8 protein-coding genes and 1 tRNA gene are annotated in these 12,708 nt (G+C 55.4%); 4 read left to right on the forward strand and 5 right to left on the reverse strand.

All coding sequences use genetic code 11. The annotated features are described in order from the left end of the window. The first annotated feature begins 54 nt into the window (after nt 1–54). Nucleotides 55–1,071 carry a polyprenyl synthetase family protein gene (locus FIV00_RS13680; protein WP_371419574.1) on the forward strand — a complete coding sequence of 339 codons (1,017 nt, stop codon included), beginning with the start codon at nt 55–57 and terminating at the stop codon, nt 1,069–1,071. A gap of 65 nt (nt 1,072–1,136) precedes the next feature. Here the strand turns inward: FIV00_RS13680 and FIV00_RS13685 are convergent, their stop codons facing one another. After that, nucleotides 1,137–2,018: a 4-(cytidine 5'-diphospho)-2-C-methyl-D-erythritol kinase gene (locus FIV00_RS13685; protein WP_209006925.1), complete on the reverse strand. Its 882-nt coding sequence runs from the start codon at nt 2,016–2,018 to the stop codon at nt 1,137–1,139. A gap of 12 nt (nt 2,019–2,030) precedes the next feature. Continuing rightward, the gene (locus FIV00_RS13690; protein WP_152501271.1) at nt 2,031–3,815 is read right to left on the reverse strand and encodes a tetratricopeptide repeat protein; all 1,785 of its coding nucleotides are present in this window, start codon (nt 3,813–3,815) and stop codon (nt 2,031–2,033) included. 272 nt (nt 3,816–4,087) lie between these two features. Here FIV00_RS13690 and ppdK point away from each other — a divergent pair, with 272 nt between their 5' ends. Next, the gene (gene ppdK, locus FIV00_RS13695; RefSeq protein ID WP_152501272.1) at nt 4,088–6,760 is read left to right on the forward strand and encodes a pyruvate, phosphate dikinase; all 2,673 of its coding nucleotides are present in this window, start codon (nt 4,088–4,090) and stop codon (nt 6,758–6,760) included. A 40-nt stretch (nt 6,761–6,800) separates the two neighbouring features. Beyond that, on the forward strand, nt 6,801–7,775 hold the full coding sequence (gene meaB, locus FIV00_RS13700; RefSeq protein ID WP_152501273.1) for a methylmalonyl Co-A mutase-associated GTPase MeaB: 975 nt from the start codon (nt 6,801–6,803) through the stop codon (nt 7,773–7,775). Here the strand turns inward: meaB and FIV00_RS13705 are convergent. The 3 genes from FIV00_RS13705 to map all read right to left on the reverse strand — a co-directional run bounded on the left by FIV00_RS13705 (nt 7,772) and on the right by map (nt 11,767). After that, nucleotides 7,772–10,051, reverse strand: coding sequence for a bifunctional diguanylate cyclase/phosphodiesterase (locus FIV00_RS13705; RefSeq protein WP_152501274.1), 2,280 nt, complete (start codon nt 10,049–10,051; stop codon nt 7,772–7,774). The genes meaB and FIV00_RS13705 overlap by 4 nt on opposite strands. A 179-nt stretch (nt 10,052–10,230) precedes the next feature. Further along, nucleotides 10,231–10,929, reverse strand: coding sequence for a DNA repair protein RadC (radC, locus tag FIV00_RS13710; protein ID WP_152501275.1), 699 nt, complete (start codon nt 10,927–10,929; stop codon nt 10,231–10,233). 7 nt (nt 10,930–10,936) lie between these two features. Next, on the reverse strand, nt 10,937–11,767 hold the full coding sequence (map, locus tag FIV00_RS13715) for a type I methionyl aminopeptidase (RefSeq protein WP_152501276.1): 831 nt from the start codon (nt 11,765–11,767) through the stop codon (nt 10,937–10,939). A gap of 225 nt (nt 11,768–11,992) precedes the next feature. Here map and FIV00_RS13720 point away from each other — a divergent pair. Further along, nucleotides 11,993–12,078: transfer RNA gene (locus FIV00_RS13720), tRNA-Leu, on the forward strand. Nucleotides 12,079–12,708: the final 630 nt, after the last annotated feature.

The raw sequence follows: 12,708 nt of genomic DNA on the forward strand, positions 1-12,708 counted from the left end.
CCCGGACGCAATCGCACCATATTGTCCGCTCAAATATTCAGGGGAGTGCCGTTAGTGGCCGTTGTCGCAACCTATTCTGACAATCAACCGCGTCGTCCGAGCATACAGGGGCTTGTTGATCTCGTGGCGCCCGGCATGGGCCAGGTCAATGAGTTGATCCTGTCCAAGGCCGGGTCCAATGTGGAGCTGATTCCGGAGATTGCAAAACATCTCATTTCATCTGGCGGTAAGCGTTTGCGCCCGATGCTGACACTCGCCTGCGCAGAAATGTTCGGCTACGAGGGCGATGGTCATGTGACCTTGGCTGCCAGTGTGGAATTCATGCACACGGCGACATTGTTGCATGACGATGTCGTTGACGAGAGCGACATGCGTCGTGGAAAGCTTGCTGCCCGCAAGCTTTGGGGCAATCAGGCGAGCGTTCTTGTCGGGGATTACCTGCTGGGTCAGGCTTTCAAGATGATGGTCGATGTCGGATCGCTTGAAGCTCTGCGTATTCTGTCCTCTGCCTCCGCGGTGATCGCAGAAGGAGAAGTCCTGCAGCTTGGTGCTGCCAAGAACATCACCACAACCGAGCAGGATTATCTTCGGGTTATCGAAGCAAAGACGGCCGCGCTTTTTGCCGCTGCCGCCGAAGTGGGTCCGGTAATCGCCGATCAGAACGAGGGCATGAAACTCGCGGCCCGGACCTACGGCATGGAATTGGGTTATGCCTTCCAGCTGGTCGATGACGCGCTCGACTATGGCGGATCTTCGGCGGACCTTGGCAAGGATGTTGGCGATGATTTCAGGGAAGGCAAGATCACCTTACCGGTTGTCCTGGCAATTGCCCGTGGCAGCGATGCCGATCGAGTGTTTTGGAAGCGGTGTCTGGAAGGTGAAGATGTCGCTGACGGCGATCTTGAAGAAGCCATCGGACTTTTGAAGAAATACGACGCATTGAGCGAAACCGTTGACCGTGCCAGGACCTATGGAGACAATGCACTCAAGGCATTGGAGGCGTTGCCCGGCGGGGCGCACAATGATGCGCTGGCTGATGCAGTGGCGTTCTGCATCTCACGTGTGAGCTAGTTTTCTTGGAAAGATTTCCATTAAATTTAAGCGGTTATGATTATTTTTTAATGTGTTTTGACCGCTTATTTCAATGGGCCTGACGCAATCCACCAATCCGGGTGGTCTGACCGCAAGCTTCGTTCGATTTCGATAGCACCGCGTGTTTCGCACAAACCGAAACAGGTCGCGCCGGAACCGGACATACGAGCGAACTCAACCAATTCATTGCTATCCAGTGCACGCAGCACGTCACCGATTTCCGGACAGACGGTGATTGCCGCGTCCTGCATGTCGTTGCGGCAGCTCGACAAATAAGAAGTCAGTTCACCAAGCGTCTCGAATGTCTCAGGCACCAACGGCATTGCGGCATTGTCACGTTCCGTCATGGCCTTGAAGACTTCCGGTGTCGACACGCTTTTCTTTGGATTAACCAGCACAATCGAGCAATTCGGCAGTGACGGTCCCTGTGAAAGCTCGTCGCCGATCCCCCTCATGATCTGAGGTTCGGGAAAGAGACACACGGGCACATCTGCGCCGAGCGAGAGTGCAAGGCCCTGCAGCGTCTCTTCGCTTAGATAGACACCGGAAAAGTCCTCCAACAGGCGCAACGTGGTCGCAGCGTCACTCGAACCGCCTCCTATGCCAGATGCCACCGGGAGGCGCTTGGTGAGCGTCAGACGGACCGCGGGAACCGCAATTGAGGCCCTTTCGGCAAAGGCCTTCACCGCTTTCAGGATCAGATTTTTGTCCGATGGCCCCTCAAGTTCACGCGAAAAAGGACCATCCAGAACCAGGTTGAGCCGGTCATCAGCCTCAAGTGCGATACGGTCGCCAATTTGGGGAAACACAGCAAGCGAATGAAGGAGATGATACCCGTCTTCACGCTGCCCGGTAATGTGGAGGGCCAGATTTACTTTGGCCCGAGCCAATTCTACACGAGGCATCGACGCTGAGCCGAGGGCCATTGAAACCTCCGGTCAGCCGCCGTTGTTTTTCGTTTCGGCGTTGGCTGCATCGGTTACCGGAACGTCCTTCAGGCCATTGGCGATCTTGTCGAGGATCTTCGGCAGCTCATCTTCCTCAGGCCCGAGGTCTCTGGCATGGTTCCACTGGAACCTGGCTTCGTTGCGACGGCCGACCATCCAATAGGCGTCGCCAAGATGGTCGTTGATCACGGGATCAGCCGGTCGGAGTTCAATTGCGCGCTCCAGTTCCTTCACAGCCTCTTCGTAACGGCCGAGACGGAAAAAGACCCAGCCTAGACTGTCCACGATGTAACCGTCGGTTGGTCGCAATTCGACTGCCGTCTTGATCATTTCGAGCGCTTCGTCGAGCTTCAGACCCTGGTCGACCAGCGAATACCCGAGATAATTCAGAACCAGAGGCTGGTTTTCATTCAACTCCAATGCCTTGCGGAAATCAGCTTCTGCAAGGTCCCATTTGTCCAGTCTCTCGCGCGCAATGCCGCGGAAATACAGAATGATCCAATGCCGGTCTTCCAGTTCGACAATTGTATCAAGTCCTTGTGTATATGTGGTCTCGGCTTCGTCATAGATCTCGTGAGATCGCAGGATATTGCCGAGTGCAATGACCGCCTCAAGATCAGACGGGTCTTGTTCAATGAGCACTTCGAGATGGGCGCGCGCTTCGTCGAGCTTGTCCAAGGCGTTGAAATTCATACCGACCTGAATTTCCGCTTCCCGTTTCAGAACGCTGTCTTCGGGCACCATCATCAAGGCTTTGATTGCGCGGTCTGGTTGCTCCATGCGTTCAAAAACATTGCCGAGTGCAATGGCCGCGAATTCGGCCTCAGGGTCCAGATGAAGCGCGAGCTGGAGATAGGATGTCGACAGTTCCTCGCCGCCATCACGACCAATGACAGCACCCAGGCCGTACAGAATCTCGGCCATGCCCTGGGCCGGATCCGTCACCATGGGCGGAATGACTTCACCGCTCATCAGGGTTTCACGTGTATCCGCCAGTTTTGGGTGACCTCGGAACTGCTGGTCGTATTGATCGAGAACGTCGATCGCATCTTTCTGCCGGCCGTTGGCGGCAAGTATCCTGGCATAGGCATCGATGACGCGAATAGCGCCCTGATCGATTGCGTAGGCTCCCTCAATGGCTTCGAGTGCATCTGCATTCTTGCCAGCCGCAAATAGCAGATGTGCTTTATGGGTTGCCTTGAAAACCTCGAACCACTCCGGACCGCTCAGGTTGTCGATGGTTTCAACGGCTTCGTCAATCTTGCCGTTGCCGTAAAGTGCCCAGGCTCGCGATATACCGATAGAAAGCTGCGCCAGAGGACCGTTCCGCCCTTTGGCCAGAGCAATATCCGCGTTTGTATAGCTGCCATCGATCAGTCTCTGAGCGCCGATGGCAAGCTGCGCGAGAAAATTCTCCAGACCGGCCTTTTCAAGCTCTTCTGCGAAATCGACAGCCTGTTCGACGTCGCCGTTTGCCAGTTTCAAAAGGAATGTTCGCTCCAACAGCATCGTGTTGTTGGGATCGGCCGCGAGAGTTTCCTCATAGAAGGCGGCAGCCTGTGCGTAGTCCTTGCCAAACCCGGCAAGACGTCCGGAAAGGTAGCTTCCCGAAAGATTGAAGGGCAGGCCTGTTGGGGTGCCGTAGCTCTCAGGTTCGGCCGTGGTTTCCGCCATCGCGGCTGCCGGCAAAAGGGCGATTGCACTGACCAGCGCAAGGAGCCTCAGCTTAAGGGGCTTTCGGTCCACATTGGCAACGGCACCGGTCGCTTGGGTCATACTTCCTCGCACTCCATCTTCACCGACAGTTAGGAATCTTGCTTATTGCCTTTGACAATGGCGTCTTTAAGGCTATGCGGCAAGGCAGATGGATAACTTTCTGACGGTTTAAATCCATTTGAATTTGCACATCGTCGGAAAGCTTAAGCCCAATGGGTGATAGAGCCCGGTTTCCGGGAGAAAGGGCTTGAAGCCAATCCTTTGCCGTTGCAGGTATGTGCAGTGCAATATGACGGAGGCGTTTGTCGCCGGCATCGGTTAGGAGAGTGAATATGGCCAAGTGGGTCTACAGCTTTGGCAACGGAGAGGCAGAAGGCGCAGCCGAAATGCGCAACCTGCTTGGTGGCAAGGGCGCAAACCTTGCTGAAATGAGCAGCCTCGGTTTGCCAGTTCCACCCGGCTTCACTATCACGACTGAAGTCTGCACTTGGTATTACGACCACGACAAATCCTATCCAGATGAGCTGGGCGCACAGCTGTTTGAAGCCGTTGACAAAGTCGGTGTGGCAACAGGCCGGAATTTTGGGGATACGGAGCGACCGCTGCTGTTGTCGGTGCGATCCGGTGCCAGAGTGTCCATGCCGGGAATGATGGACACGGTCCTTAATCTTGGTCTGAACGACGAAACCGTCGAAGCACTTGCAAAGGAAGCCGATGACCGCCGGTTTGCCTATGACAGCTATCGTCGTTTCATTCAAATGTACTCAGACGTGGTGTTAGGGCTGGACCACCACGAATTTGAAGAAATTCTTGAAACGCACAAGGAACAGAACGAACTTGAACTCGACACGGATGTCGATGCTGACGGTTGGCTGTCGATCATTGCTAAATACAAGGACCTTGTAGAAGAGGAACTCGGCAAGCCGTTCCCTCAGGACCCGCGCGAACAATTGTGGGGCGCTGTCGGGGCCGTCTTCAGCTCTTGGATGGTGCCGCGCGCTGTGACCTATCGTCGGCTGCATGACCTTCCGGCCTCCTGGGGAACGGCGGTGAATGTACAGGCCATGGTATTCGGAAACATGGGAGAAGGGTCGGCCACCGGTGTTGCCTTTACCCGCAATCCGTCCACTGGTGAAAAGGCTCTTTACGGCGAGTTCTTGGTCAATGCTCAAGGCGAGGATGTCGTCGCTGGTATCAGGACACCGCAGGACATCACTGAGAAGGCCAGGATAGAAGCAGGGTCCTCCAACCCGTCGCTTGAAATGCTGATGCCGGAGGCATTCGCAGAGTTCCAGTCCTACTGCGACCGGCTTGAACAGCACTACAAGGATATGCAGGACCTGGAGTTCACTATCGAGAAGGGCAAGCTTTGGATGTTGCAGACCCGGAACGGGAAGCGCACCGCAAAAGCAGCCCTGAAGATTGCCGTGGACATGGTTGAAGAGGGCGTCTTAAGTGAAGAAGAGGCGATCGGCCGTGTGGAGCCCGGCGCCCTTGATCAGCTGCTTCACCCGACCATCGACCCGGATGCGGAACGCGATATTGTCACCACTGGCTTGCCTGCCTCGCCGGGGGCGGCCTCCGGAGCGATCGTCTTCACCTCAGATGAAGCGGAAAAGGCCAAAGGAGACGGCCGAAAGGTCATTCTGGTGCGCGTTGAAACCAGCCCTGAAGACATTCACGGCATGCATGCAGCGGAAGGTATTCTGACAAGCCGTGGCGGCATGACCAGCCACGCTGCTGTTGTTGCGCGCGGAATGGGCAAGCCATGTGTCGCCGGTGCCGGAGCCTTGAGAATTGACTATCGGAACGGTGTCATCAATTGCGCTGGACGCCAATTGAAAGAGGGCGACACGATCACAATCGATGGCGCCACCGGACAGGTGCTTTCCGGTGAAGTGAAGATGCTTCAGCCAGTCCTTTCAGGCGACTTCGGGACATTGATGAGCTGGGCCGACAGAGGCCGCCGCATGAAGGTGCGTACCAACGCGGAAACACCTCAGGATGCCAAGGTTGCCCGCGACTTTGGTGCTGAAGGAATTGGACTGTGCCGCACCGAGCATATGTTCTTTGAAGGTGAGCGGATCATCTCGGTGCGTGAAATGATCCTCGCCGGGTCGGAGGATGGACGCCGGGCAGCACTTGCCAAGCTTTTGCCAATGCAGCGAAAGGATTTCGCTGATCTCTTTGAGATCATGCACGGCTTGCCCGTGACAATTCGTTTGCTTGATCCGCCTTTGCACGAGTTCTTGCCGAAGTCCGATGAAGAACTGGCGGAAGTCGCGACAGCCATGGGAGCCGATCCGGAACTGCTGCGGGACCGGGCCTTGGCTCTGGAAGAATTCAATCCGATGCTCGGTCATCGCGGATGTCGTCTTCTGGTGTCCTATCCTGAGATTGCCGAAATGCAGGCTCGCGCGATCTTCGAAGCTGCCGTCCTTGCAGCCAAGGAAACCGGTGCGCCGGTGGTGCCTGAAATCATGGTGCCGCTGGTTGGGGTCAAGGCGGAGCTGGATCTCGTCAAAGGCCGGATCGAAGCCATGGCGAAGGCCGTTATGGAAGAAACTGGTGCTGAACTTACCTACCATGTGGGTACGATGATCGAGCTGCCGCGTGCAGCCTTGCGGGCCGCTGAAATTGCTCAATCAGCAGAGTTCTTCTCTTTTGGAACCAACGACCTGACACAGACTACATTCGGGATTTCTCGGGATGATGCTGCGTCATTCCTTGGCACCTATCAGGCGAAAGGCATTCTGGAACAGGATCCATTCGTTTCCCTCGATCAGGAGGGTGTGGGCGAACTGATTTCGATCGCGACGGAACGCGGGCGTGCAACGCGGCCGGATATCAAACTTGGCATCTGCGGTGAGCACGGCGGCGACCCTGCCTCAATCGACTTCTGTGAAGGTGCCGGACTTGAATATGTGTCGTGCTCTCCATTCCGCGTGCCCATCGCCCGACTGGCCGCAGCACAATCGGCGCTGAAGAAGCAATCGTCGGACTGAATGCGACTGTCCCGCTTGCAACAAACATGGCGAGGAAAAGGTGAGTGAGCCGTTCCCCTCGTTGGATCAGCTGCGCAAGGGTGGCAAACGCACCCTTGCGCGTATGCTGACACGCCTTGAAACCGGTGCAGGCGCACGGGAAACCGCAGTTTTCCTGGACAGCGTCTGTTCAGAACCCCAGGCACAGGTTATCGGCCTTACAGGCCCACCTGGTGTTGGAAAATCGAGCCTTACAGATGCTTTGATCAAATCCTTTCGTAAGGAGGGATTGCGCGTCGCCGTACTCGCCATTGATCCGTCCTCGATCATTACGGGCGGTGCCCTCTTGGGTGACAGAACCCGACTGAAGACCGATCCTGAAGATGACAAGGTTTTTGTCCGCTCCATGGCTGCGAGAGACAGGCTAGGCGGCTTGTCGGATCACTCGGTTGCGGCCATTGCCTTGCTAAGGGCCGTCTGCGACAGGGTAATTGTTGAAACCGTTGGTATCGGCCAATCCGAGGGCGATCTGAAACAGGCCGCCGACACGGTTGTTCTTTGCATTCAGCCTGGTTCCGGCGACAGTCTGCAATTCATGAAAGCGGGTATCATGGAACTCCCCGATGTGGTGGCGGTGACCAAGTCAGACATGGGGCCATTGGCACGGCGGGCGGCCTCGGACGTTGCCGGCGCACTCTCTTTAAGCAGTATTGGCAGCGAAGGCTGGCAAGTTCCCGTGCAACAGGTTTCGGCCCAAACGGGCGAGGGAATTGCAGAGCTGGTGAACCAGATGGGGCTGCATAGACAGCACCTTGAGAGCGAAGAGCGGCTAAATCAGCGTCGCAGACGTCAACACCAGGCGTGGTTTCAAGACATGGTTCGCACTGAATTTGGTCAGTCCGGCGTGGCACTCCTGACACGAACCATAGGTCAAGATCTGCTCTCAAGAGCTGAAACCGCTCCTTTCTTGAGCTTTTGGATCTTGTCGTCTGAGATCAAGGAACGTCTCAACTCGAGCTGTAATCCAGGACGTTAGCTGCCCAAGGCTCTGGGCTGGTAATTGAGATCGGTTTCATAGTCGTTGCTGTCAGTTCCCTGAAAGTCTTCCAGGAATTTTGACAGAGCAGCACCCGAAAGCGGCCGCGAAATGAAATAGCCTTGCATTCTGTGGCAGTCGTGATCCTGGAGAAAACGGATCTGCTGCGCCGTTTCAATACCCTCGGCGACGATTGTCATGCCAAGCGCTTTGCCAAGCTGAATGATCGAGACGAGAATAGCCTCAGCTTCCGCATTGCCGTTCATGTCGGAAACAAAGTCCCTGTCGATTTTCAGGGTGTCGAACGGGAACCGGCGAAGATAACTCAAGCTTGAATAACCCGACCCGAAATCGTCGAGCGCAACTTTGACGCCGAGGTTCTTAAGGCGGCGCAGCGCCTTCAAAACGCTATCGTTTCGCCCGGCGAAAACCGTTTCGGTCACTTCGATCTCAAGTCGCTGCGGAGGCAGATTGTTGGCTGCCAGGATCGCCATGACTTTTTCAACGAAGCGCGGATGCTTGAACTGGTTTGGTGAGACGTTGACTGACACAACGATCCCTGGCCAGTCATGCGCCTTGGCGCAGGCCTTGTTCAGAACCCAGATGCCCAGATCATTGATGAGACCGGTCTCTTCGGCAACAGGGATAAACTGTGCCGGAGAAACGACTGTTCCATCTTCCCGTGTCCAGCGCGCGAGCGCTTCGACAGAAACAATGCGCTTCGCGGTCGTGTCCGACTGAGGCTGGTAGGCTAGGTCAAGCTTGTCGTTCTTCAGGGCAAGGCGCAGCTCGCGGGACATTTCGTCCTTTGACTGCACCTGTTGTTCCATAGAGGGTTCAAAGAACGAGCGGCGGCTGCGGCCGTTTTCCTTGGCGTCATAAAGCGCGATATCAGCCTTGCGCAGCAGTTCGTCCGGGTCGTTTCCGTCACGAGGGGCAATAGCGGCCCCCATCGACATGCTGGCGAATATCTCGCGGCGTCCGATCATGATCGGGCGTCCAATCTCGTCATGGACCTGATCAAGAATGTATTCCAGCCATTCTTCGCTTTCACAATCCTTGAGAACCATCGCGAATTCGTCGCCGCTGATACGTGCAACGATCCCACTTTCGGGAATGACATGGCGGAGGCGCTTGGCAACGGCCATGATGACCTTATCTCCGGCCGAATGGCCAAGCGTGTCGTTGATGTCCTTGAAGTGGTCAAGGTCGATATAGACAACAGCTGTATTTGAGCCGTTCAGGATACTTTCCTCGAGGATGTCAGACAGCAGAGCGTGAAATCTGGCACGGTTCGGCAAGCCAGAAAGGGCATCGTGACGTGAGGTGTGAACTGCGTTAGCCTCGCTTCGTGCAAGGCGCTTGGTCATCTGCCGGGTAAACATGGTGACCGCTATCACCACAGCCGCGATCATGAATGCAGCCAGCGCCAGGAAAGGGTTGATCCGGCGCATCATCTGCGTACCTGGCTGAGCTGACTGCCAGGCAAGGACGCCGACATCGTCACCGCGAGGCGATCTCAGCAAATATTGGCCGACACCCGGGCGAGGGGCCTGAATATTGGCCAGGACGAAGCCGTCCAGCCGGGACATTTCCGCAATGCCCTTGAGTTTTTCGCCGCGCAGGGGAACAAGGCTGACCAGAACCGAAGGCGGTCTGCGCATCGGCGAGATCGATTGGATCTGTTGCATGACAGCTGCGGCGCTGAACAGATGCGGCTCACCCTGAAGCGAGACAATGCCGGTTTCGGCAATCGATCGCCTGGCATCGCTGCTCTTGGGTACAAAACTGAAAAGGCCGGAGGGTGTTTTGCGAAAAGAAGTAATGTATCTCGCACGTACCTTGGCAATGGACGGCTTCAGGCTGTGCAAGACTTCCGGGGTCATCCACTTGCTGGTGTAGTTCTGGGCGTAGATCTGCTGAACTTCGAAGTCCCGGTTGATCAGGACACCCTTTGTGAAGCGGTGGTTCTGGAACAGCCAGTGCATCACATTGTTGAAGATCCAGCTCTCGTCCGGGTCATCCTGGTTGACCTCGTGATAAGCGTCGTCCCAGATGACGACACCGGTCTGTTGTTTGACAAGGTAGTTTCTGGTCAGCTCGAGCGCGCCGTTTATCAGCCGCTCCTGAGATTGTTCGGCAGTCCGGTCCGACAACCTCGCGGACCAGTGCATCAGCCCGAAAATCCCAAGAACGGATGTCAAGACCACCGCGACCATCGGTACGATGATCGCGTTGGCAATGCGTCCGCCAGAATTTTTGGTCGAGTTTTGCATACAAGGGCCCGGTTGTTTCAGGCCGAGTATTGCCAAATCAGGTTAAGGAAAGTCCCTTATGACTTGGTAAAAAACGCGTAAATACGGATGCTTAGCCAAGTAGTGACGGAAATAACGCTTGGTGATAGTTGCCGGCAGTGATCCGGCGTAACCGCGTTTATGCATCTTGTCGGCGCAAATCAGATCAATTGCAGCCCGCGCATACTGACATTGTTTCTCAGGCCAACAATGATGTGATCGTGAACTTCGACGCCAAGCGGTTTTGCGATATCGATGATTTTTTGGGTCATCTGGATGTCTGCACGGGAAGGGGTCGGATCGCCTGAAGGGTGATTGTGAACGAGAATGAGGGCCGTTGCGGAGTGTTCAAGAGCCCGACGGATCACTTCACGCGGATAAACCGGGGTGTGGTCGACGGTACCGGTCTGCTGGACCTCATCGGCAATAAGGCCGTTTTTCTTGTCGAGGAACAGAACTCGGAATTCTTCTACCGTTGAGTGTTCCATGGACACTTGCAGATAGTCGATTACTTTCGACCATGAATCCAACAAGCGCCGCTCGTCCAGCTCTGCCTTGTGGTAGCGCACAATAGCTGCATGAACGGCTTTCAATGTGTCTACGCTGACATCGGAAAGACCATTGATCTCCTTGAGCCGCTCCCGTGGCGCGGCAAGTGCGGCCGAAAACGACCCGAACCGTTGCAGCAGTGCCTTGGCAATTGGCTTGGTGTCCTGGCGGGGTAGCGCGGAGAACAATAGGAATTCAAGAAGCTCATAGTCGGCAAGACCTTGCTCGCCAGTCTTTCGAAACCGGTCGCGCAATCGTTGGCGATGGCCTTTGTGGCTGGCGGTTGCGCTGCCGGACTTGGCTTCGTTCATTGCGATCTTAAGCCGCCGGGCGACCGGGTTTGTGAAGACCCTTGGGTGATGTCGTGAAAATCTGGCAGCCATCCGGCGTTATGCCGATCGAGTGCTCGAATTGTGCCGACAGCGAACGGTCACGCGTCACAGCGGTCCATCCATCGCTCAAGACCTTCACATGCGGCCGGCCGAGATTGACCATTGGCTCGATTGTGAAAATCATGCCCGGCTTCAGTTCCACGCCTTCACCTGGGCGACCGTAGTGCAGGATGTTTGGCGTGTCGTGGAAAAGCAGCCCGAGGCCGTGCCCGCAAAAGTCACGGACGACCGAGCAACGCTGGGCTTCCACATAGGTCTGGATTGCAGCGCCGATGTCCCCTGTTGTGTTGCCGGGTTTGGCGGCCTCGATACCGCGCATCAGCGATTCATAAGTCACGTCGATCAGCCGCTCGGATGCGCGCTTCAACTGACCGACCGGATACATGCGGCTGGAATCGCCGTGCCACCCGTCCAGGATCAAGGTCACGTCGATATTGACGATGTCGCCTTCGCGCAGGGCCTTGTTGTTGGGAATGCCGTGGCAGACAACGTGATTGATCGATGTACAGCTGGATTTAGTGTAGCCGCGATAATTCAGCGTTGCCGGAATGGCGTCGTTGTCCATGCCGAACTGATACACGAAGTCGTCGATTGCCTGGGTTGTCACACCCGGCTTCACGATGTCGGCAAGCGCGTCGAGACAAGTCGCCGTCAGTTGTCCGGCGCGCATCATTCCTTCGAAATCCTCTGGTCCGTAAAGACGCACTTGACCTGTATTTTTCAAAGGTGCTTCTGCGGCATCAATGTAGCTGACCATGGACTGTCCGTCTTTTTGATTGTCTCGCGCTGGGTTCGTGCCGACCCGGCCTTCCGGCGCTTATTGCAATAGGTTTTGTATCTGTTCACATACAGTCCCGAGCGGGCAATTTCCAGTTTTTGATCACGTAAAATCAACCTTGCGGGGATACGGTCATCTCCGCGCAGGAATTCTGATCGCGCTCGCTTGCGATTTTCAAAGAAGGTCGTTAGGTGAGGGGGAAGAGCGGGCGTGGTGGAATTGGTATACACAACAGACTTAAAATCTGTCGGCCCTAGGCCATGCGGGTTCAAGTCCCGCCGTCCGCACCAAACAGGTTTCTGAACTTTGACATAGCATCAACTTGGCGATGTCAAAGTCACTTGAGTTTTGTCTGCGAAAGCGTCGGCGCTCTGGAGGACAAACGCATTCTTGCTGTTTGCTTCCGAGATGAACACTGCGACCTGCGATGCTATTTTGTCGCGATCAGTTCAAAAGTCCTTACTGTGCTGCCGATAGGTGATCAGGGCGTTTGCGTCTGTCTTCCGTTCTCTGGTCACTTGGAAGAGCTTCCGGCATTGAGTTCAAGTGCGCTTGACAACATCTTCAAACCGACTGGCTTCCCTTAGCGTCCCGACTTGGATCTACCAGTGCTTCTTGGCGAGGTGGGTGGGAAACAGAGCTCAACCTCCAGTTTCTGGCCGGCTCAATAGCCAATCCTTTTCCAATGCAAATAGCGAGACAGGAGAAAGCGATTTCTCCGAGGTGCTCAAGAGTGAAGATGTCTAAAAATGTCAATTAAAACAGGGCCTTAATTTCGTTTTTGAAGTCGCCGGACGGAGGGCGGCTAAGTTTCCCGCAAGATCCTAATTTAAAAGACCGGAAAGAGCGCTTTGCATTGAGAAAAAGCGTCAATCTAGCAAAGGACAAACGCGCCTCAGGGTTGTGAATGATGTCAGGCT

This window comes from Labrenzia sp. THAF82 (assembly GCF_009363435.1).
Lineage (GTDB): Bacteria > Pseudomonadota > Alphaproteobacteria > Rhizobiales > Stappiaceae > Roseibium > Roseibium porphyridii.